Annotated in this window: 24 protein-coding genes; 17 read left to right on the forward strand and 7 right to left on the reverse strand. The window is 37.2% G+C overall.

All coding sequences use genetic code 11. The features are described from left to right. Nucleotides 1-136 precede the first annotated feature (136 nt). Both CCK98_RS08825 and CCK98_RS08830 read left to right on the forward strand, forming a co-directional pair. The gene (locus CCK98_RS08825) at nucleotides 137-1051 is read left to right on the forward strand and encodes a DUF4349 domain-containing protein (protein ID WP_088086233.1); all 915 of its coding nucleotides are present in this window, start codon (nucleotides 137-139) and stop codon (nucleotides 1049-1051) included. A gap of 88 nt (nucleotides 1052-1139) precedes the next feature. Beyond that, the gene (locus tag CCK98_RS08830) at nucleotides 1140-1799 is read left to right on the forward strand and encodes a TrkA family potassium uptake protein (protein ID WP_088086234.1); all 660 of its coding nucleotides are present in this window, start codon (nucleotides 1140-1142) and stop codon (nucleotides 1797-1799) included. Between the two features lie 418 nt (nucleotides 1800-2217). On the opposite strand, the gene rnjA is transcribed toward CCK98_RS08830, so the two are convergent. Beyond that, nucleotides 2218-3885 carry a ribonuclease J1 gene (rnjA, locus tag CCK98_RS08835; protein ID WP_088086235.1) on the reverse strand — a complete coding sequence of 556 codons (1668 nt, stop codon included), beginning with the start codon at nucleotides 3883-3885 and terminating at the stop codon, nucleotides 2218-2220. A gap of 6 nt (nucleotides 3886-3891) precedes the next feature. Next, complete coding sequence (locus CCK98_RS08840; protein WP_088086236.1) at nucleotides 3892-4101, reverse strand: DNA-dependent RNA polymerase subunit epsilon; 210 nt, start codon at nucleotides 4099-4101, stop codon at nucleotides 3892-3894. A gap of 523 nt (nucleotides 4102-4624) precedes the next feature. Between CCK98_RS08840 and CCK98_RS08845 the strand changes: the two genes are divergently transcribed. Next, complete coding sequence (locus tag CCK98_RS08845; protein WP_088086237.1) at nucleotides 4625-5395, forward strand: Cof-type HAD-IIB family hydrolase; 771 nt, start codon at nucleotides 4625-4627, stop codon at nucleotides 5393-5395. 73 nt (nucleotides 5396-5468) lie between these two features. On the opposite strand, the gene def is transcribed toward CCK98_RS08845, so the two are convergent. Next, nucleotides 5469-6023 (reverse strand): peptide deformylase, encoded by a 555-nt coding sequence (def, locus tag CCK98_RS08850; RefSeq protein ID WP_088086238.1) that lies wholly within the window; start codon nucleotides 6021-6023, stop codon nucleotides 5469-5471. A gap of 183 nt (nucleotides 6024-6206) precedes the next feature. On the opposite strand from def, the gene CCK98_RS08855 reads away from it, so the two are divergent. The 5 genes from CCK98_RS08855 (at nucleotide 6207) to lpdA (ending at nucleotide 12299) form a co-directional block, all read left to right on the forward strand. Beyond that, the gene (locus CCK98_RS08855) at nucleotides 6207-6869 is read left to right on the forward strand and encodes a YkyA family protein (RefSeq protein WP_256942294.1); all 663 of its coding nucleotides are present in this window, start codon (nucleotides 6207-6209) and stop codon (nucleotides 6867-6869) included. Nucleotides 6870-7369: 500 nt separating this feature from the next. After that, nucleotides 7370-8485 (forward strand): pyruvate dehydrogenase (acetyl-transferring) E1 component subunit alpha, encoded by a 1116-nt coding sequence (gene pdhA, locus CCK98_RS08860; RefSeq protein ID WP_088086239.1) that lies wholly within the window; start codon nucleotides 7370-7372, stop codon nucleotides 8483-8485. 3 nt (nucleotides 8486-8488) lie between these two features. Then, on the forward strand, nucleotides 8489-9466 hold the full coding sequence (locus CCK98_RS08865; protein WP_088086240.1) for an alpha-ketoacid dehydrogenase subunit beta: 978 nt from the start codon (nucleotides 8489-8491) through the stop codon (nucleotides 9464-9466). Nucleotides 9467-9544: 78 nt separating this feature from the next. Further along, nucleotides 9545-10879, forward strand: a complete 1335-nt coding sequence (locus CCK98_RS08870) for a dihydrolipoamide acetyltransferase family protein (protein WP_088086241.1) — start codon at nucleotides 9545-9547, stop codon at nucleotides 10877-10879. A 4-nt stretch (nucleotides 10880-10883) separates the two neighbouring features. Then, nucleotides 10884-12299 (forward strand): dihydrolipoyl dehydrogenase, encoded by a 1416-nt coding sequence (gene lpdA, locus CCK98_RS08875; RefSeq protein WP_088086242.1) that lies wholly within the window; start codon nucleotides 10884-10886, stop codon nucleotides 12297-12299. 818 nt (nucleotides 12300-13117) lie between these two features. Here lpdA and CCK98_RS08885 read toward each other — a convergent pair. Continuing rightward, on the reverse strand, nucleotides 13118-13552 hold the full coding sequence (locus CCK98_RS08885) for a DUF1885 family protein (protein ID WP_179195750.1): 435 nt from the start codon (nucleotides 13550-13552) through the stop codon (nucleotides 13118-13120). 165 nt (nucleotides 13553-13717) lie between these two features. Between CCK98_RS08885 and CCK98_RS08890 the strand changes: the two genes are divergently transcribed. Together CCK98_RS08890 and CCK98_RS08895 are read left to right on the forward strand one after the other, a co-directional pair. Next, the gene (locus CCK98_RS08890) at nucleotides 13718-14017 is read left to right on the forward strand and encodes a DUF3055 domain-containing protein (protein WP_088086245.1); all 300 of its coding nucleotides are present in this window, start codon (nucleotides 13718-13720) and stop codon (nucleotides 14015-14017) included. Between the two features lie 260 nt (nucleotides 14018-14277). Beyond that, the gene (locus CCK98_RS08895) at nucleotides 14278-14400 is read left to right on the forward strand and encodes a GapA-binding peptide SR1P (protein ID WP_088086246.1); all 123 of its coding nucleotides are present in this window, start codon (nucleotides 14278-14280) and stop codon (nucleotides 14398-14400) included. A gap of 57 nt (nucleotides 14401-14457) precedes the next feature. On the opposite strand, the gene CCK98_RS08900 is transcribed toward CCK98_RS08895, so the two are convergent. After that, entirely contained in the window at nucleotides 14458-15930 is a 1473-nt protein-coding gene (locus tag CCK98_RS08900) for an aminotransferase class I/II-fold pyridoxal phosphate-dependent enzyme (RefSeq protein ID WP_088086247.1), read from the reverse strand. A gap of 202 nt (nucleotides 15931-16132) precedes the next feature. On the opposite strand from CCK98_RS08900, the gene CCK98_RS08905 reads away from it, so the two are divergent. Both CCK98_RS08905 and CCK98_RS08910 read left to right on the forward strand, forming a co-directional pair. After that, nucleotides 16133-17092: a nitronate monooxygenase family protein gene (locus CCK98_RS08905; protein WP_088086248.1), complete on the forward strand. Its 960-nt coding sequence runs from the start codon at nucleotides 16133-16135 to the stop codon at nucleotides 17090-17092. Nucleotides 17093-17134: 42 nt separating this feature from the next. After that, a complete protein-coding gene (locus CCK98_RS08910) occupies nucleotides 17135-17407 on the forward strand; it encodes a UPF0223 family protein (protein ID WP_088086249.1) in 273 nt (90 codons plus the stop codon). A 41-nt stretch (nucleotides 17408-17448) separates the two neighbouring features. Here CCK98_RS08910 and CCK98_RS08915 read toward each other — a convergent pair whose 3' ends face one another. After that, nucleotides 17449-18081 (reverse strand): YktB family protein, encoded by a 633-nt coding sequence (locus CCK98_RS08915; RefSeq protein ID WP_088086250.1) that lies wholly within the window; start codon nucleotides 18079-18081, stop codon nucleotides 17449-17451. A gap of 178 nt (nucleotides 18082-18259) precedes the next feature. Here CCK98_RS08915 and CCK98_RS08920 point away from each other — a divergent pair, with 178 nt between their 5' ends. Beyond that, nucleotides 18260-18454, forward strand: a complete 195-nt coding sequence (locus CCK98_RS08920; RefSeq protein ID WP_088086251.1) for a hypothetical protein — start codon at nucleotides 18260-18262, stop codon at nucleotides 18452-18454. 263 nt (nucleotides 18455-18717) lie between these two features. Continuing rightward, entirely contained in the window at nucleotides 18718-19518 is an 801-nt protein-coding gene (locus tag CCK98_RS08925; RefSeq protein ID WP_088086252.1) for an inositol monophosphatase family protein, read from the forward strand. Nucleotides 19519-19543: 25 nt separating this feature from the next. Here the strand turns inward: CCK98_RS08925 and CCK98_RS08930 are convergent, their stop codons facing one another. Beyond that, complete coding sequence (locus CCK98_RS08930) at nucleotides 19544-19729, reverse strand: YlaF family protein (protein WP_088086253.1); 186 nt, start codon at nucleotides 19727-19729, stop codon at nucleotides 19544-19546. A gap of 179 nt (nucleotides 19730-19908) precedes the next feature. On the opposite strand from CCK98_RS08930, the gene typA reads away from it, so the two are divergent. The 3 genes from typA to CCK98_RS08945 are packed head-to-tail and all read left to right on the forward strand — an operon-like array spanning nucleotide 19909 to nucleotide 22378. Next, entirely contained in the window at nucleotides 19909-21747 is a 1839-nt protein-coding gene (typA, locus tag CCK98_RS08935) for a translational GTPase TypA (RefSeq protein WP_088086254.1), read from the forward strand. A gap of 19 nt (nucleotides 21748-21766) precedes the next feature. Further along, entirely contained in the window at nucleotides 21767-22072 is a 306-nt protein-coding gene (locus CCK98_RS08940) for a YlaH-like family protein (protein WP_088086255.1), read from the forward strand. 15 nt (nucleotides 22073-22087) lie between these two features. Beyond that, nucleotides 22088-22378, forward strand: coding sequence for a hypothetical protein (locus CCK98_RS08945; protein ID WP_088086256.1), 291 nt, complete (start codon nucleotides 22088-22090; stop codon nucleotides 22376-22378). The last annotated feature ends 35 nt before the right edge of the window (nucleotides 22379-22413 follow it).

Raw genomic sequence — 22413 nt, forward strand, 5'->3', positions numbered from 1 at the left:
AACAACCTAAGTGCTGTCCGTTATATTCAACGGGCAGCATTTTTATTTTTTTTTACCTGTAACCTTGCCTCCTTTTAATCGTCGGTATTTATATATACCTAGCTTTAACCATTAGAGAAAAAAGGGGTGTCAAAAGTTGAAAAAGCCAAAACGTTTGTTTTCTATTTTTTTCATTATCCTATTAATTTTTATTACTGGGTGCAGTTCCAACAGCGAAGATAAAAGTGCAAAAATGAGTGAAAGTAATGATGTATCTATGGATACAGCCGAATCTGACAGCGGGGAGCAAGCAGACTTTTACTCGGGTGAAACAGAAAAGGCTGAAAAAAGTTCCGCAGCTGAAAATATAAAAATTCAAAACCAAATGGTCATTTATCAAGCTGATCTACAATTGCGAGTAAAGAAATTTGATCAGACTGTCCGTATCCTTGAAGAAAAAGTATTAAAATATGGGGGCTATATAGCAGAGTCCAATGTGTCAAAAGAGGGCAACGAGCAGGTAAGTGGCAGCATTAAAATTAGAATACCACAAAAGCACTTTCAGACCTTTTTACATGATGCTGAGAGTCAAGCAGCAGAGGTTTTGCAAAGAAGTATAACAGGGCAGGATGTAACCGAGGAATATGTTGATCTTGAGTCCAGATTAAAATCAAAAAAGGTGGTGGAAGAACGGTTACTCACTTTTATGAAAAGTGCAGTAAAAACAGAAGATTTATTGAAAATTTCTGCTGATTTAGCATCAGTACAAGAGGAAATTGAAATCATTGAAGGAAAGATGAAGTTTTTAGAAAACCAAACCTCCCTTTCGACAGTTAACATAACCCTTTACGAAAAAAGCGTAGTTGTACCTACTATTAATAAAGATAAATTAAATACTTGGGAGAAAACCAAAAAACAATTCATGAACAGCATCAATATGTTATTAGTTGGTTTATCAGGCTTGGTTGTTTTTACCGTTGGTAACCTGCCAGTTCTAGCCATATTATTTATTATAGTATTTTTACTTCTTTACTATCTTAAAAAGAGGAAGTCCAGACAGAGGCAGGAATAAGAAGGGATAGCTCTCTCTATTTAAATCTGACGAATGATGCTAAAATCATAATAAGATAATGATTTTAATTTTACCGGGGGAGTTATTTATGAAGAAAAGTTTCGCAGTCATTGGGCTTGGTCGATTCGGTGGAAGTATTTGCCGAACTCTTACCGATGAGGGGATGGAAGTTCTTGCTATCGATAAAAATGAAGAACGAGTAAATGAATATGCAATGATTGCTTCTCATGCGGTTGTAGGGGATACAACAGACGAAGCAGTTTTGAAAAGCCTTGGGATACGTAACTTCGATCATGTGATTGTAGCTATTGGCGATGATATTCAATCAAGTATACTTACAACTCTAATTCTTAAGGAATTGGGTGTAGTGCGTATTACAGCTAAGGCTCAAAACGATTACCATGAAAAAGTTTTGAGGAAAATTGGTGCAGATAGTGTTGTTCACCCAGAAAGAGACATGGGAAAACGGATTGCTAACAATATGGCTTCGAGTAATGTTGTCGACTATCTTGAACTATCAGATGAACACAGTATCGTTGAAATTGTTGCGAATGGAAAACTTAGTGATCATACGATTATGGATTTGGATATTCGCAAGAAATATGGTTTGAATATTGTCGCCATAAAAAGAGGAGAAGAAATTATTGTTTCTCCCCAAGCCAAAGAAACTTTTCAAGTTAATGATGTTTTAATCGTGATTGGAACCGACCAAGACATCAATCGATTTGAAAAAAAAGTATTAGAATAAGGAAAGCGGAAGCGCCTTGAACAGGGGCGACAGGCATAAGACGAGCAGGCGTGAAGGTTGCTCTTTAACCTTCATGACTGATTGGCTTATGACCCCGAGCCCCTAGGCCTGGAGCTAGACAATAAGGAAAGCGGAAGCGCCTTGAACAGGGGCGACAGGCATAAGACGAGCAGGCGTGAAGGTTGCTCTTTAACCTTCATGACTGATTGGCTTATGACCCCGAGCCCCTAGGCGCTGGAGCTAGACAATAAGGAAAGCGGAAGCGCCTTGAACAGGGGCGACAGGCATAAGACGAGCAGGCGTGAAGGTTGCTCTTTAACCTTCATGACTGATTGGCTTATGACCCCGAGCCCCTAGGAGCTGGAGCTAGTCAATAAGGAAAGCGGAAGCGCTCGAAGCGCTTCCGCTTTATTTATTCTTACACTTCCATTATGATCGGTAAAATCATTGGTCTGCGCTTTGTTTTTTCGTATAGGAAAGGCGCTAATGTATCTGTAATTTCATTTTTAATTTCAGACCATTGGCTTGTCTTTCTTTCCATCACTTTATTTAAGTGCTTGGTGATTAGATTTTGAGCATCGTTAATTAAATCACCGGATTCTCTCATATAAACAAATCCTCGAGAAATTAGGTCAGGGCCTGAAGCAATTTTAAATTCTTTCATATTAATACTTACGACCACAACAACTAATCCTTCCTCAGAAAGAATTCTACGGTCACGTAAGACAATATTTCCTATATCGCCAACACCACTGCCGTCGATATAAACAGAACCAGATGGAATCTTTCCAGCAACTTGAGCAGTATCCTCAGAAAGAGCTAACACTTCACCATTGTCCATGATAAAACAATTTTCTTCTTGTACTCCGCAATCAACCGCGATCTTAGCGTGCATTCTTTGCATTCGATATTCACCGTGGATTGGCATAAAGAACTTTGGTCTAATTAAACGCAGCATTAGTTTTTGTTCTTCCTGCCCACCATGACCAGAAGTATGAATATTACTTAGTTTACCGTGAATAACTTCCGCGCCGGCTCTATAGAGCATATTAATCGTTCGACTCACACTAATTGTGTTCCCTGGAATAGGTGAAGATGAAAATACCACTGTGTCACCAGGAATGATTTGAATTTGTCTGTGTGTGCCATTAGCAATTCTTGAAAGAGCAGCCATAGCTTCGCCCTGACTTCCGGTACAAAGGATCGTAACTTTATCAGCAGGAAGACGGTTTATTTGATTCGCTTCAATAAAAGTCTCTTTAGGTGCATTAATATACCCTAATTCAAGTCCGATATTGATAGCTGCTTCCATGCTTCGGCCAAAAACCGCTACTTTTCTTCCGTATACTACTGCTGCCTCTACCACTTGCTGCAATCTATGGATATTAGATGCAAAGGTAGCAAAAATAATACGCCCGTCCACTTTGCGGAAAATATCATTGATGCTGTCGCCTACCCTACGTTCTGACATGGTGAATTCAGGTATTTCACTATTTGTACTATCTGATAGTAAACATAAAACGCCTTCTTTACCTATTTCAGCCATTTTGGTTAGATTGGCAGGTTCACCTACAGGGGTAAAATCAAATTTAAAATCTCCAGTATGGACAATTTGACCTGGCGGAGTTTTAACTACAATCCCATAAGAATCAGGAATACTGTGGGTGGTGCGGAAAAAAGTAACCGATGTTTTGCGGAATTTGATGATATCGTCTTCTTTAATGTCTATCAACTTAGCATTTCTTAATAAGCCGTGTTCTTCTAGTTTATTTTTAATTAATCCAAGAGCGAGTTTCCCACCATAAATTGGAACATTAATCTCGCGTAATAAATAGGGAATACCGCCAATGTGATCTTCGTGTCCGTGTGTAACAAATAATCCTTTTATTTTATCTTGATTCTTTACCAAATAGGTATAATCAGGAATAACATAATCAATACCTAATAGCTCATCCTCAGGAAATTTTATTCCGGCATCAATTAATATTATTTCATCCTGAAACTGAACCGCATACGTGTTTTTGCCAATTTCGCCTAAACCACCTAGGGCAAAAACCGCAGTTTGATCATTCTTAACAAATTTCATAAATTATCATTTCTCCAATACTTTATAGTCTTCATTTTGAAGTTCATATTTTAAATGAGCTCCTTTAACTTCTTGAACAAATTCAACATTAAACCCACGGTCGGCAATTTTTGAGCGGACATCTCTTACCGATTCTCCCTCAATAAATAGGGTTTTTGTATTCTCTCTGACTGGTACTTCTTTGATGTTTTCCTGATAATATACTTTAAATATCATTACAATTTCGCTCCTAACTGAATCATAACTTTTTCTATTATATAAAACATTTTCATCTTTTTCATTTATTTTCTTTGGAAACCATCAGTCTTATATGAAAAGTATGTAAAAAAGAATCGTTGTTTTTACAATTTACAATAATGAAGGAGCCCTTCGCAAGTTTGAAGGGCCCTAAAAAAATTTAGGCAATGGATTTCTTTCGCAGTAATTCTTTCCACTGTTTTAAAAGCTTCTTCCTTAGCTTCTTTAACATAGTGGATCATCTCCTTACCTCTTATTTTATACAATCCTTGTCCAAAGTAAAGTAAGCGATGGCAGATTATTGAAGTTTTTTTAAAATAAGAGTATTTTTACTATATTATATGATGAAATTGGTGATTCAATCATGGTTAAACATGGAATTACATTGACAAATTATAAATTGACTTTTTTTAATATAAAGTTTAGTGTTTTAAAGAATAAAGAACTGCGGGGAGTATATTTTCACAGTTTAGAGGATTCGACAAAAAGGAGTACATATTAAATGAAGAAAATTGTATTTTTTGACATAGATGGCACATTGCTCGATCATGAAAAAAACCTACCCGAAAGCACGTTAAAAGCCATCAATTTACTTAAGAAGAATGATGTATTTGTCGCAATAGCCACTGGCAGAGCTCCGTTTATGTTTGAAGGCCTGCGGAATGTACTTGGAATTGACTCCTATGTGAGCTTTAACGGTCAATTTGTAGTTTTTGAGAATGAAGTTATATATGAGAACCCTTTGAATGAAAATGAGCTAAATAAATTATTTAACCATACGAAGTCAAACAATCATCCATTAGTGTTTATGAATGAAAAAACAATGAAGGCAAGTGTTAAGCATCATCCATTTGTTGAAAAAAGCATGGGGAGCCTAAATTTTCCTCATCCTGAGGAAGATGATTCTTTTTATGTCAATCGAAAAATGTATCAAAGCCTCCTTTTTTGTGAAAATAAAGATGAAAGTTTATATTTCTCTGACTATCCCCAATTTGATTTTATCAGATGGCATCCATTTTCTGTCGATGTTTTACCAAAGGGTGGTTCAAAAGCAGAAGGAATAAAAAAAATGATCGAACGTTTGGGGTTTGAGCTGAAGGATGTTTATGCATTCGGAGATGGTTTAAATGATTTAGAAATGTTGAAGGCAGTTGGAACAGGCGTTGCCATGGGAAATGGTGTCCCTGAAGCCAGAGAACTTGCAGATCTTATTACAAGCGATGTTTCCGAAGATGGTATCTGGAATGGGTTAAAGGAACTACAGCTAATATAAATTGTGAACCGACCCAAGTAAGGGCCGGTTCTTTATACATCTGTAGCCCAAAATCAATGTAGCTCCTGTTTGATTACCTTTCGATAGCTATGGCACCTTGGATTGGTTTTAACGGGTCTTCATGATTGATATAATCATAAAACATAACACCATTTAAATGATCGATTTCGTGTTGAAAGCAGATAGAAGGAAGTCCCTTTAATCGTAGTTTCACTTCTTCACCGTTAAGGTTTGTTCCCTTTACAGTAATCCTTGCATATCTAGGGACGTATCCTGGAATGGCACTATCTACTGAAAGGCAGCCTTCACCAGCTTGTAAATACGACTTTTCAACAGAATGGCTGATAATTTTAGGATTAAATAATGCGTAACTATAAAGAGTGCCTGTGTCATCAGTAAGATGCACGGCTATCATCCGTTTTAGAATATTTATTTGCGGGGCAGCCAATCCTATTCCAGGGCGTAAACCAAATTGTACCGACTTTTCAGGATTTTGACTATTAATTACATATTCTAATAAGCTAAATAATATTTGTTTATCCTCTTCTGATGGCGGCATGGATACTTCTGCAGCCACTTTTCTAAGGGAAGGATGACCATCTCGAATGATATCTTCCATCGTAATCATGATTCCACTCACTCCTGTGCTTAAACTAAAATTATTAATAATAAATAGTCTATCAGACAATTGATAAAAAGTTAATATTTGATTCAGGTAACTGATTTGCATCCTTTTTTTATGGGGTATTGTATTGTCAAACAAACCAGGTGTCGATATAGTAGGAATTGGAATAGGCAGGAGGTTTATAATGTGTCTTTAAAAGAAAAGTATGGTTTGATTTTATGTTTATCCGTTTTGATTGTTATTTTTGCTGGGTGTACGAAAGAAAAGTCTCCAGTCGAAAAAATGTATGATGTGTTAGAAAAAGTCGTTTCAGCCGAAAAAGAATTTGAGGAACAACAGAATCCCCTTGTTACACATGAAAAAAAAGAAAAAGAAATTTATGACCAGATTATCAAACTTGGCATGAAAGAATATGCTCAAATCGTAAAACTTTCAGATGAAGCAATATTATTAGCTGATGAAAGAAAAGCGCTGATGGAGAAAGAAACGAACAGCATTAAAGAATCCCAGAAAGAATTCATAAAGGCCAGGGATATTAAGGATAAATTAGCAGATCGCGATTTAACGAAATTGGCTAATGAACTATATGAGATAATGATGGAAAGATATAAAGCGCATGAAGCGTTATACCTAGAGTATAATGAAGCACTGAAAAATGATAAAGAATTGTATGAAATGTTTAAAAATAAAAATCTTCCACTTGAAGACCTTGAAGCACAGGTAAATAAGTTAAATGAAACGTATAAAAGAGTCTATAATGCCAATGAAAAATTTAATATGTTAACAGAACAATACAATGATAAAAAGTTGTTATTTTATAAACAAACAGGGCTTAAAACAAGCAAATAAATATTATCTCATCAAAATAATCGGCTGAATAGGCCGATTTTTTGTATATTATAACAAATAAATTAAATGAGGTATTATATATAACAGATATCAAAAAAAAGTAATACAGAAGAAAAAATGTTTATAATATTAGCAATATGAGCGTGGTGAAAAATATTAAAACATAGTATTTGACGTGCAAAAACTAATGATGTAAACTTAAAAAGTGTTAATTAATTGTATCAATGATGTTACATAAAATAGTGGTACAGAATAAGATGTTGGTAAGGTGAAAGATATTTTGTTTTAACTTTTCGTTTATGTGAAAAACTATTTGAAAGTATGTTTCATGTACTATGCTTACCAAAATCGAGTGTAATATCAAGAGTTTATCCAAATGATAAAGAAAAAATGGATGACATTGTCCATCTGTCTTTTATTCTTAAGTTTTTGGGTATTCTAACTTAGTGGATAATATTTAAAAAAATTAAGTTTTGAATTGAAAGGAAGAGGTGACCTAAATGGTTTCTAAAACTCAGAACGCCAAGCTTGATGCGAAGAAAACACTAGAAGTTGTAGAGGAACAATTTCAAACACTTCAAATTCTTAATGAAGTTGGTGAAGTCGTAAACGAAGCTGCGATGCCAGACCTTACAGATGAACAGCTTCAGGAATTAATGCGCCGTATGGTATATTCACGAATTCTTGACCAGCGCTCTATCTCTTTAAATCGCCAAGGAAGATTAGGATTCTACGCTCCAACTGCTGGACAAGAGGCATCTCAATTAGCTTCACAGTTTGCATTAGAAAAAGAAGATTTTATCCTACCGGGATATCGTGATGTTCCACAAATTATCTGGCATGGATTACCTTTATACCAAGCCTTTTTATGGTCCAGAGGTCATTTTGAAGGTGGACAAATTCCTGAGGGCGTTAATATAGCTATCCCGCAAATCATTATCGGTGCACAGTATGTTCAGACAGCTGGTGTAGCACTAGGAATGAAAAAGCGTGGAGTAAAAGCAGTTGCAATTACGTATACAGGTGACGGTGGTACATCTCAAGGGGATTTCTATGAAGGAATGAATTTTGCAGGCGCATATAAAGCTCCAGCCATCTTTATTGCTCAAAATAACCGTTTCGCAATCTCAACTCCTGTTGACAAGCAAACAGCTGCCAAAACTCTAGCTCAAAAAGCAGTTGCAGCAGGTATTCCTGGTATTCAAGTTGACGGTATGGATCCTTTAGCGGTATATGCTGCAACTCGTGATGCACGTGAGCGTGCAATTAACGGTGAAGGCCCAACATTCATTGAAACATTAACTTACAGATATGGTCCTCATACCATGGCTGGTGATGACCCAACACGTTATCGTACAGCAGACCTTGACAATGAGTGGGAAAAGAAAGATCCATTAGTACGTTTCCGAAAATTCCTTGAAAACAAGGGTCTATGGACGGAAGAAAAAGAAAATGAAGTAATCGAACAAGCAAAAGAAGACATTAAAGAAGCAATTAAAAAAGCTGATGCAGCGCCTAAACAAAAGGTTACTGATTTAATGTCAATTATGTATGAAGAAATGCCGCAAAACTTAAAAGAGCAATATGAAATATATAAAGAAAAGGAGTCGAAGTAAGCCATGGCTCAAATGACAATGATTCAAGCAATTACAGATGCATTGCGTGTGGAATTAAGCAATGATCCGAATGTATTAGTTTTCGGTGAAGACGTGGGTGTAAACGGTGGTGTTTTCCGTGCAACCGAAGGGTTGCAAAATGAATTTGGCGAAGATCGTGTTTTTGACACGCCACTTGCTGAATCTGGAATTGGTGGATTAGCGGTTGGTCTTAGTTTACAAGGCTTCCGTCCTGTTCCAGAAATTCAATTCTTTGGTTTCGTTTATGAAGTAATGGATTCAATTTCTGGTCAGGCAGCTCGTCTTCGTTATCGTACTGGAGGCAAATTTAATGCTCCAGTAACATTTCGTTCGCCATTTGGAGGCGGCGTACATACACCTGATATGCACGCAGACAGTTTAGAAGGACTTATGGCACAACAGCCTGGCTTAAAGGTCGTTATTCCATCAACTCCATATGATGCTAAAGGACTTCTCATTTCATCAATCCGTGATAATGACCCAGTTATTTTCCTTGAGCATATGAAGTTATACCGTTCGTTCCGTCAGGAAGTTCCAGAAGGGGAATATACAATTCCACTAGGAAAAGCCGAAGTAAAACGTGAAGGAACTGATATTACTATCGTTACTTATGGAGCAATGGTTCACGAGTCATTAAAAGCCGCAGAGGAACTAGAAAAAGAAGGTCATTCTGCAGAAGTTATTGACTTAAGAACAGTAAGTCCTATCGATATTGAAACGATTATTGCTTCAGTTGAAAAAACAGGTCGTGCGATCGTTGTTCAAGAAGCTCAAAAACAAGCAGGAATTGCTGCAAACGTTGTTGCTGAAATTAACGACCGCGCAATTTTAAGCTTAGAAGCACCTGTATTGCGTGTGGCTGCACCTGATACCGTTTTTGCATTCCCGCAAGCGGAAGCTTCATGGCTGCCGAATTATAAGGATGTAATTGAAACAGCTAAAAAAGTTTTAACATTTTAATTAAATATGTAATTGGCCGCTCTAATTACTATAATTTCGATGCTCAAAAATACATGTAATTTAGGAGGATGAATCCTAGTGTCATTTCAATTTAAAATGCCTGACATCGGTGAAGGTATTCATGAAGGCGAAATTGTTAAATGGTTTGTAAAGCCAGGCGACAAAATTCAAGAAGATGATGTACTTTGCGAGATTCAAAATGATAAAGCAGTGGTAGAAATTCCGTCCCCAGTTGAAGGGACAGTTCTTGAAGTACTAGTTGGAGAAGGAACTGTCGCTACAGTTGGACAGGTTTTAGTCACTTTTGATGCCCCAGGGTACGAAAACCTACAATTTAAAGGCGATGAACATGCTGATGAACCGAAACAAGAAGAAAAAGCAGCAGTATCAGCTCCAGCACCTGAGGTTAAACAAGATGCAGCACCACAACCAGCAGCAGCAGTAGCAGTGGCACCACAAGCAGATGTTGATCCAAATCGTCGGATTATTGCTATGCCATCTGTTCGAAAATATGCTCGCGAAAAAGGTATTAGTATCAATTTAATAGCTGGAACAGGAAATAATGGACGGATACTGAAGGGTGATATCGATCTATTTGTAAGCGGTGGAGCAGCACCTGCACCACAAGCTGCGACAAATGTAGCTGTAGAAGTTGAAACAGCTAAAGTGGAGGCACCGCAAGCAACAGCCGTGGCTATTCCACAAGGTGAATATCCAGAAACTCGCGAAAAAATGAGTGGGATCAGGAAGGCAATTGCTAAAGCAATGGTTAATTCCAAACACACTGCTCCTCACGTTACATTAATGGATGAAATCGATGTAACTAAACTTGTTACACACCGGAAGAAATTCAAAGAAGTGGCATCTGCTAAAGGCATTAAGCTTACCTTCTTACCATACATCGTTAAAGCATTAACAAGTGCATTACGCGAATTCCCAGCTTTAAACACTTCACTTGATGATGCTACTAGTGAAATCATTCATAAACATTATTATAATATTGGAATTGCAGCAGACACAGAAAAAGGCTTGCTAGTTCCTGTAGTAAAAGATGCAGACCGTAAGTCAGTATTCTCAATTTCAAATGAAATTAATGAATTAGCTGTAAAAGCACGTGACGGCAAACTTGCACCTAACGAAATGAAGGGCGCATCTTGTACAATTTCAAACATCGGTTCAGCTGGCGGGCAATGGTTTACACCAGTTATTAACCATCCTGAAGTAGCAATTTTGGGCGTTGGCCGGATTGCTGAAAAACCAATCGTTAGAAACGGTGAAATTGTTGCTGCACCGGTTTTAGCACTTTCATTAAGTTTTGACCACCGCATGATTGACGGTGCAACAGCACAAAATGCATTAAATCATATTAAACGTTTATTGAACGATCCAGAACTATTGTTAATGGAGGCGTAATATAATGGTCGTTGGAGATTTCCCAATTGAAACAGATACTATAGTCATCGGAGCAGGCCCAGGGGGATATGTTGCAGCTATTCGTGCAGCGCAGTTGGGACAAAAAGTGACAATTGTTGAAAAAGAATATGTTGGCGGCGTTTGTTTAAATGTTGGATGTATCCCTTCTAAAGCACTAATTTCAGCAGGTCACCGCTATGAAACAGCGATGCATTCTGAATCCTTCGGGATTACTGCTGAAAATGTAAAAGTGGATTTCACAAAAGTTCAAGAGTTTAAATCAGGAATTGTAAATAAATTAACTGGCGGCGTTGAAGGATTATTAAAAGGAAACAAAGTAAACATTGTCCGTGGTGAAGCATATTTTGTTGATGCCAATACGCTGCGTGTAATGGATGAAAATTCAGCTCAAACTTATACCTTTAAAAATGCTATTATTGCTACTGGATCCCGTCCGATTGAGTTGCCTGCCTTTAAATATTCAAAACGTGTTTTGAATTCTACTGGGGCACTTAACTTAAATGAAATTCCTGAAAAAATCGTCGTTATTGGCGGCGGAGTAATCGGGATTGAGCTTGGCGGTGCATACGCAAACTTTGGCAGTCAGGTTACCATTTTAGAAGGTGCAGAAGAAATATTAGGTCTTGGTGTTTTTGATAAGCAAATGGCTGCTCTCGTAAAACGAAGCATGAAGAAAAAAGGTGCAGAGTTCTTTACAAAGGCGTTTGCCAAGGGCGTTGAAGAAACTGAAAATTGCGTGGTAGTAAGGTTCGAAACAAAAAGCGAAGAAAAGAAAATCGAAGCTGATTACGTTTTTGTAATGGTCGGACGACGTCCTAACACAGATGAAATGGGCTTAGAACAAGTTGGTGTTAAATTAACTGAGCGTGGACTAATTGAAATCGATAAACAATGTCGCACAAATCTTAGCAATATTTATGCTATTGGTGATGTTGTTGCTGGCCCTCAATTGGCACATAAAGCTTCATATGAAGCTAAAATTGCCGCAGAGGCAATTGCTGGTCACACGTCTGAAATTGATTACTTAGGTATTCCTGCTGTTGTCTTCTCTGATCCTGAATTAGCTTCAGTTGGATATACAGAAGCCCAAGCAAAAGAAGAAGGAATTGTTGTAAATGCGGCTAAATTCCCATTTGCAGCTAATGGTCGTGCATTATCACTCGACAGTGGTGATGGATTCATGAAATTAATTACTCGTAAAGAGGATGGACTTGTCATCGGGGCGCAGATTGCCGGAACAAATGCATCAGATATGATTGCAGAATTGGGACTTGCGATTGAAGCTGGAATGACTGCTGAAGATCTTGCCATGACTATTCATGCTCATCCAACACTTGGAGAAATCACAATGGAAGCGGCGGAAGTTGCCTTAGGAAGCCCAATCCACATTATGAAATAATTCATAAATATATAGTCCTTTTCGTTAACTAACGGAAAGGACTTTTACTATTTTTACCGAATTGTATTTATACAAAGATAAAAGCAAAAAAATCCTTGTCAACTTAAAAACAAAATATATCTCTCGCTTTTAGAACATATACTTAAGAACGAGCATTCTAAAAAGAAGTGAATGTATTAAGAGTGGTGATAAATATGAGGGTCTATATTGTGGTGATACTGCAATTTATCATTTGGAGCGGATATACATTTATTGAATGGTTATCAAAACATGACCAGCTAATTTATAAAGTCATTATGTTTTTTGTGTTCTTTTATTTAGCATTTTTAATAGGAAACCAGGTCACAAAATCAGTGCGTAAAACGCTTTTTATCACTACTTTAAGCCTTGTTATATATACTTCGATTCACTATACCATGGAATTGTTTATTCACTAAAAAAAGCCCCTGAAGGAGCTCTTCTTGCTGTCGAAAAAATTTCGATAGCCTTTTATTTTATTCTCTTTCTTTAATAATACACCGCGTTAATTTGTTAAAATCACATTGATTTATAGGATTTTCAACTTGTCTGTTGATTTTCGCTCCAGGCGCGTACGGTTCGCGGGCGTGCCGGGGAGCCTCCTCGTCGCTTCGCTCCTGCGGGGTCACCCCTGCCCCGTACTCCCGCAGGAGTCTTCGCGCCTTCCGCTCCAATTAACAGGGCAGTTAGCAGGGATAATTAATTAATAAAAATCGGGATTTTGGATCAGACAAAATGAAAAATTGTCGAGAAAATGAACCTTTCTCGACAATCTGAGCATCCCCAACAGGAGCTTTTTTTTATTTACGAGGATAATAATACATGATTCTCTCATTAAAAAGGTGGAGTTCCCCTTGCAGCTTTTTCGCAAGGTATTTACAAAATTCATTTGCTTTACCCTTATCTCCATAGGTAGATTGTTCGGGTAATGTCACTTGTATGTATGTTTGTTCTAGTTCTTGTCCTTCTTCATTTAGAATAGTTTCCCGGTCTACACCTAATAAAATGGCATAGTAGCGGTCATCGTTTGAGTGTAAATAGAACCATTTTCCGTCCGCTTCTGCTGTTTCTTTAATTACATAGGGAAAAGCTGACTCTCCATATTGCCAACCTATTTGATTACCAGTTTTTGTAGTGTTATTTTTATACTCATGAAATAATTCTTTAACTTCTTCAATTGTTACTGTTTGTTTAGCAGATGAAGGCACTAGCTTAATATATGCATTAACAGCCATCATCATTCCCCCCTATTAGTCCATTATATATGCCCCTCTATTCTAGCATTTAATAAAATCTTATGACAACTATAGCTTTAAATAAAAGTAGAAGTATTCTTGTTTCTTTAGTAAAAATGAATTATAATAATATTCTAAACATTCTCAGAAAAAAGGAGGAGCCTTATGGAATTATTTGATAAGCTCTATGATGAACATGAAAATGCGAAGGTAAGGTTTATTGGATTTACAACGGAACATACCCGTTATGATTTCGGCATAATTTACACCAGCATGTTTTTCGGAAAACCTCTAGTTGTCTGCATGCAGACTGGCCGTTCCACTCTCCTCGACCCAAAAGACATCGAAGATATTGATTACCTTCAAACCGTATTCCGTATCCCTGATCAACAGCAAGCAGCAGATTTAGCTGAGTTTTTCAGCGAAACACTACCAACCATCCCGTTTGAGACTCAGTACGAATAATTTATAAAGAGAAGGCCCTATAGGGTCTTTTTTTTATTATTTTTTGGCTGTGATAAACGTCATTCATAATTTTGTAGCTATGTTGATTGGAGCGAAGCGCCTGGAGCGGAAATCAACATAGCTAAGTATAAATGAGCTAAATTTTTAATGTGACATACAATTTAGGCTTGATGTTTCTAATGTGATATATTATTATTACATTAATGATATATAAATACTTCGTTTTGTGATTATTCAATAATGAAAAGGGGGTTGTACAAATGGGTACTTTAGTATGTCAAACTTGTAACTCTACTATTGATCATTTTGAAGATGAAAAGGTAACGGTGCTTTATTCTAAATGCAATTGTTGCGTGGATCATCGTACAGAGGAAGATTTATAATAACTAAACATAAATTAAAACAGGATTCCGATATCGGAATCCTCTATTTTTGTTGTTTTATTTTATTGCCTTGTACTCTTTAATGACAAGGATGGACTTAATTTCATCATCTTCTGGACCTTGTACAGGTAAACCTGCCTCAAGGTTTTTTCGAATGTAATGGAGGTTTTCCTTAGTAATAATCTCACCAGGAATAAAAATTGGGATACCGGGTGGGTATACCATAATAAATTCTGCAATAATTCTTCCTTCAGATTCTTCAAAAGGAATAACTTCTGTTTCAGAATAAAACGCATCTCTTGGTGTTAAGGCAAGGACAGGAATTTCAGGAAGAAGAACTTGAACAGGTTCAATTCTTTCGGTGCGATGTTCACACTCGTCTGCCAATTCTTTTAAGGCATTAATTAACAAGTCGGCTTCCACTTCTGTGTCTCCAAGCGTGATGATACAAAGAATGTTATAAAGATCAGAAAGTTCCACTTCAATATTGTGTTTTTCTCTTAACCATTTTTCAACATCGTATCCAGTTAATCCTAGTTCTTTAACCGAAATGATAAGCTTGGTTGGATCATAATCAAAGGTAGCTTCTGACCCTAGAATTTCCTCACCGATACAATGCAGATTTTCAATCTCATTAATTCTTTTCCGCATGGATTGCGCTAAATTGATGGTTTTATCGATCAAATCCCTTCCTTTCGTAGCCAATTGCTTCCGTGCGACATCAAGTGATGCAAGTAATAAATACGAAGTGGAGGTAGTAGTAAGCATGCTTAGAATCGACTGAACATGTTTTGCGGACACAAGTCCTTCTTTCACATTTAGAATCGAGCTTTGGGTCATCGATCCACCTAGTTTGTGGACACTAGTAGCCGCCATATCTGCACCGGCTTGCATAGCTGAAAGTGGAAGGTCATCATGGAAATGAATATGAACACCATGGGCTTCGTCAACTAGAACAGGAATATGATAGGAATGAGAAATTTCAACAATCTTTTTTAAATCTCCGGAGATGCCAAAATATGTTGGGTTGATTACTAAAACAGCTTTGGCGTCTGGATGTTGCTCTAGAGCCCTTCCTACTGCATCGGGTGTTATTCCGTGAGAAATTCCTAATTCCTTATCAATCTCAGGCTGGATAAATACAGGGATGGCACCAGAAAAGACAATAGCAGACATAATTGACTTATGAACATTTCTTGGAACGATAATTTTATCATCTGGACCACAAACAGCCATAATCATGGCAATGATTGCTCCGCTTGTTCCTTGTACTGAAAAAAATGTTCGATCAGCTCCGAAGGCCTCAGCTGCTAAATCCTGAGCCTGCTTAATGATTCCTTTTGGCTGATGAAGGTCATCTAGTGGACCAATATTAATTAGGTCAATAGACAGGGCGTTATCACCGATAAAGTTTCGAAACTCAGGGTCAATCCCAGCTCCTTTTTTATGACCAGGAATATGAAATTGAATGGGGTTCTTTTTCGCATGTGCTAATAAACCGCTAAATAGCGGTGTTTGATTTTGAGACAATTTATAACCACACCTCTTTATAAAAAATACTCTAATAATGTCATCCAAAAACATAAAAACAAAGGAATTATAGCACTAATACCTTTCATTGCAAAGAAATAAATGTTTTTACTTAGTCGGTTTACGATAGTTTCCCATTTAGAAAGGAAAATTACCCTAAAGAGACGAAATAACAAATAGAAAGTTTTTAGGAGGGTTTAAAATGGAATGGAAAACACGTGTTACTGAATTATTAAATATACGATTTCCTATTATTCAAGGGGGTCTAGCTTATCTAGCCTATTCTGAATTGGCAGCAGCGGTATCTAATGCCGGAGGTCTTGGTCAAATCACAGCTATGTCTTTAGGTGAACCTGAACTGCTTAGAGCCGAAATACGAAAGGTGAAGCAGTTGACGAAAAATCCTTTTGGGGTTAATTTTGCGATTGGACAGCATGGGAGGCCATTTGCTGATTTTCTCCAAGTGGCTATTGATGAAAAGGTCCCGGTTGTTTCAATGACAGGAGGGAATCCTGCCCCCATATTTGAACAATTAAAAGGCACGCAGATTAAAACGCTTGTCCTTGTAGCGGCAAGAAGACAGGCTGTTAAAGCAGAAGAACTCGGTGCAGATGCAGTTATGGTCGTCGGTCAAGAAGGGGGAGGCCACCTGGGACGCGATGATGTCGGTACGATTGTTTTAGTTCCTCAAGTGGTAGATGCCGTTTCTATACCTGTTATTGCATCTGGGGGAATAGGTGATGGCAGAGGGCTCATGGCAGCCCTTAGCTTAGGTGCTGAAGGGATTGAAATGGGTACGAGATTTATTGCGACTAAGGAATGTGTTCATGCAAACGAGATATATAAGAAGACTTTAGTGGAAGGAAATGAATCTGGAACGGTTGTCATCAAGAGAACTCTAGGAGCTCCCGCCAGAGCACTTGCTAACAGCTGGACAGAAAAAATTCTCGAGTTAGAAAAGAACAATGGAGGTTATGGTCAGGTAAAAGATTTTATTAGTGGAATGGCTAACCAACGCTACATATATGATGGTGTTCCTGAAGAAGGCTTTGCGTGGGCAGGACAAGTGATGGGATTAATTAAAGATGTCCCTTCGGTTCATGAGTTATTCGATCGAATGATGAAAGATGCTGAACAAATTCGTGCAAAGTGGGGAAATTAAATGTATGATTCATTTTAGTTAAAATAGTTAGTAGGTGAAAGAATGGAATACCAATATCCCATTGATTATCATTGGAGCACAGATGAAATTGTTGATGTAATTGCATTTTTTGAAACCATTGAGAAGGCGTATGAAAACGGAATTGAACGTGATGCGGTAATGAAGGCGTATCGTCGCTTTAAAGAAATCGTCCCAAGCAAGGCGGAAGAAAAAACTATTTGTGGTGAATTTGAAGATATGAGTGGCTATTCGTCTTATCGGACCATAAAAAAAGCAAAAGAGGCTTCATCTGGGGATAAAATTAAAATGAAATAAGAAGAAGCTCCCGAACTATTTGGTCTGGGAGCTTCTTCTTATTACTTTTTATTAAGAGAGATTTTATAGAGTATGGCTACTTTATTAAAAACGTCCTCAATTTGTTGAATTAGCCCATCTGAACCTAATTGGATGACTTGCTCCCTATCGATTGTATAGCCGCATAACAATTCTGCTTTCTTTACGTTTTGCAGCCGATCAAACAGCGAATGAAGATCATCCTTTGTTAGTTGACGGTGTTCAATTGTTTCTGGTTTTGTATGATCAATAGACCAAACAAAATCTTTTGGTGTATCTTTGAAAATTTTAGTGATTTTTTTTGAAAATCTTGCAGCAATCTTATCTTTTTGGGGTGCTTCATAAATAACGGCAAACCATATAAATAAATGGGTATTCCACAAGCCAATTTGAAAATGCGGAAGCATTTTATAACCTCGAGGACTATTTGAAAATGCGACCCAAGTATCCTTTGGTGGATTAATAGTGCGCCTTGCATGTTTGGCGACATGGACAAACATTTCATCATCTGATAATAAAGATATTGAAGGGGCAAAGTATTCTCCCAAATCTTCTAATTTTGGACGAATTATTTCTTTAAGAGCTGCCATTCTAGCCTCTAAACCATCTATTAAAAAAACATCAAAATCCTCATTTGTAAATCCCTTAAAGCTCATATACCAAACCTCCAACAAAACAATTGTACTTAATTGTAGCATACCGCTTAACAGACGAGTAGTGAGATGCTTTCTAGGTTAAAGCACATATTTGTTGCAACATATCTCCCTGACTCATATTATACAGTAAAAAAAATAATCTGAAAAAATAGTTAAATTTAGGAAGGGGAGGAGAAACGTGAAACAACTTATGAATACCTCACTTAAAAAAGCAGGCGAAAAGGAAAGAACTGCAGTTTTGCGATTGGAAATGGATTATGAATTAGCTACATTATTCGAAGCGATTGAGGAAAAGAACGAGAAAAAAATGAAGGATTGCAAACAAAAATTAGAAAAAATCCGCCAAGAATTATTACGATTAAAAGCTCTTTGATAAATAAGACGGTTTTTTTATCCAAGGAGAAATAAATAAGAATGAATCGAAATAGAATACATCCTGAACTTATCTAAAACGAACTCCAGCAAAAAAGAGGGGGGTTCGTTTATTATTGTCCTTTTCTATAATTGGAACTTATAATACGCCAAAAAGTTGCTGTGTTACAACAATTTGATTAAGCTAAAGGTACATCATCTAATTTGTCAAGCATCATACTACATACATGAAATCAAATGAGGAAATAAGATATTTGGAGGAGAATTATGAATTGGGATCAAATATATGCTCATGCAAAGGAATGGGTAAATGAGGCAGGGGTTAAAATCAGGTTATCTTTTAATGAAACATTAAGTATTGAAACAAAAACGAACGCTAATGATCTTGTGACAAATATCGATAAAGAAATTGAACAATTTTTTATTAGTAAAATTAGAGAAGTGTATCCAGATCATAAAATAATGGGCGAAGAGGGATTTGGTGATTCACTTGATAGTCTTGAGGGAATTGTTTGGATGATTGATCCAATCGATGGGACGATGAATTTCGTCCATCAACAAAGAAATTTTGCTATTTCCGTTGGCGTGTATGAAAATGGTGTTGGAAAGATAGGACTCATATATGATGTGGTTTATGACGAATTGTATCATGCTAAAAGAGGAAATGGGGCCTATTTAAATGAAAAGCCTCTAGATGTACTAAAGGAAACAACCGTTAAGGAATCCATCATCGCACTCAATGCCACATGGGTGATGGAAAATCATCGGATCGATCACAATTTAATGATTCCACTTGTTAAAGCAGCGAGAGGAACAAGGTCTTATGGTTCTGCTGCGCTCGAAATGGTTTTTGTGGCAACAGGAAGAGTGGATGCCTATATTTCCATGCGTTTATCACCATGGGATATTGCTGCTGGTGCAGTAATAATTGAAGAACTAGGTGGTATAGTGACAAATTTAAAGGGAGATAAGCTGAATTTCCTTTCGCAGGATTCATTACTAACAGCTAAACCTGGCCTACACCAATCAATCTTAAAGGATTACTTAAAAGAGGGAAAATGGTAAAAAAGAAGCCAATCGAGGCTTCTTTTTATAACTCACCGTTCTCGCGCATTTTTCTTTTTGTTTTAAAGCCCATTCCCATTATTACAATAATTGCAACGAAACAACCAATTGCTCCTACTACGCTTTTTTCGCTTATTGCGATTCCAATCCCCATTATACTTGCGGCTGCAAGGATGGCATACACAAGTAAAGGCCACTTCACGTTTTTCATTATTTTATACCCCTTTTTCATTGAAATACAGCTAGTTAAAGGCCCACTGTTTTAAGTATATTTTTATTCTACAATAAAATGGTTAGGAGTTTCCACTTTATTTGTGGTATAATGTTTTAGTTATAAATGAGAAACTATAAATAGTTTTATTTTTAAAATATAGGTAGGAGTGGAATTGTTTGAAATTAAGAGATGATATACGTAATATTGCAATTATTGCCCACGTTGACCACGGTAAAACAACATTGGTTGACCAATTGTTAAAACAGTCAGGTACATTTCGTACTAATGAACATGTAGAAGAACGTGCAATGGATTCCAATGATTTAGAAAGAGAACGCGGAATCACCATTTTGGCGAAAAACACAGCTATTCAATACAAAGATAAACGAATCAATATATTGGATACACCGGGACACGCTGATTTTGGCGGAGAAGTTGAACGGATTATGAAAATGGTTGATGGTGTATTGTTAGTAGTTGATGCCTATGAAGGCTGTATGCCACAAACTCGTTTTGTTCTTAAAAAGGCGTTAGAGCAGAATTTAACTCCAATTGTTGTTGTTAATAAAATTGACCGTGACTTCGCTCGACCTGCAGAGGTAATCGATGAAGTGATCGATTTGTTTATCGAACTTGGCGCAAATGAAGATCAGCTAGAGTTCCCAGTTATTTACGCGTCAGCGATTAATGGTACTGCAAGTACTGATCCGGAAAAGCAAGACGAAAACATGCAATCCTTGTATGATGCAATTGTTGAATATATCCCTGCCCCTGTTGATAATCGTGAAGAACCGTTGCAATTCCAGGTTGCCCTTCTCGATTATAATGATTATGTTGGCAGAATCGGAATTGGACGTGTATTCCGTGGGACAATGCAAGTTGGCCAACAAGTAGCACTAATGAAAATAGACGGTACGGTTAAACAATTCCGTGTAACTAAAATTTTTGGTTTCTTTGGATTAAAACGCCAAGAAATACAAGAAGCAGTAGCTGGGGACTTAATCGCTGTCTCTGGCATGGAGGACATTAATGTTGGTGAAACAGTTTGTCCTGTTGAACATCAGGAAGCACTACCAATTTTACGAATTGACGAACCGACACTACAAATGACTTTTGTTGTAAACAATAGCCCATTTGCTGGTAGAGAAGGTAAGTATCTAACTTCAAGAAAAATAGAAGAAAGACTTCTTGCCCAATTGCAAACAGATGTCAGCTTACGTGTTGAAAATACAGATTCACCAGATGCATGGATCGTTTCTGGCCGTGGGGAACTCCATTTATCAATTCTGATTGAAAACATGCGCCGTGAAGGCTATGAGCTTCAAGTTTCAAAACCTGAAGTAATTGTTAGGGTTGTTGACGGTGTTCGCAGCGAACCAGTTGAAAGAGTTCAAATTGATGTGCCTGAAGAACATACTGGTTCAGTGATGGAATCAATCGGTGCCCGTAAAGGTGAAATGATTGATATGATAAACAATGGTTCTGGTCAAGTTCGCTTAATCTTTAATGTACCAGCACGTGGGTTAATTGGTTACACAACCGAGTTTTTAACAATGACTCGAGGTTATGGAATTATTAATCATACCTTTGATAGCTATCAGCCAATGTTGCCAGGTCAAGTAGGCGGAAGACACCAAGGTGTACTTGTGTCAATGGAATCCGGGAAAGCATCAACATACGGTATCATGCAAATAGAAGACCGCGGAACCATTTTCGTTGAACCAGGTACGGAAATTTACGAGGGGATGATCGTTGGCGAAAACACTCGTGAAAATGACATCACCGTTAATATTACAAAAATGAAACAGGCGACAAATGTTCGTTCAGCTAACAAAGACCAAACATCTGTTATTAAAAAACCACGTATCATGACATTAGAAGAGTCATTAGAATATTTAAATGATGACGAATATTGTGAGGTTACTCCAGAATCGATTCGTCTTCGTAAAAAAATTCTTGATAAAAACGAACGTGAAAGAGCAGCTAAAAAGAAAAAATATGCTGAACAGAGTTAAGTAAAAGGAGTGCAAGAAGATGGAAGGATTCTCTCCTAGTCTTAGATTTTTCATTGAACTAACAGATGTAAAAACTGCTGTGTGGTTACAGTATTTATATATTGTAATTTTAGCGGCAATTGTATATAAGTTAGGCTTTGCAAAAAAACTGCCTCTTTTGAAAAACATCGTGATCTATATTTGCCTCTTAATTGGATGCTTTGTAATGCTTATTTTTTCTTATGCCTTACCAATTGCAGAAGGACTTGCAGGTGCGGCGGTGTTATTGATCATCTATAAAATACGCTTACATCAAACGAAAAAGCATCAGGCTGAAGCGAAATAACGGGGGTTTAATTAAATGAAATCCGTACAGGATACACTATATAATTGGCTTACTATTAAGGTTGTATGCGACGCAAGGCCTGATGACACAGCAGCACGAGATACACTAAACCTTTTTGAAGAAATGATAGCTGATCTTCAGCTCTCAAACATTGAGGTAACAAAAGATGATGTCATGTATTATGTTTCCTATCAGCAAGGAGAAGAAACAAAAAAAACGCGTTATCCTCAGGAATTAATTGAGGTTATGCTAAACCAAATCAATCAAGAGCCAGAAAAGTACGAGAATTACCCAATTGAAGATTAAAAAAACCATCATGTTCATTCCACTTTGGAATGAGC

This window comes from Bacillus sp. OV166, assembly GCF_900177675.1.
Lineage (GTDB): Bacteria > Bacillota > Bacilli > Bacillales > Cytobacillaceae > Neobacillus.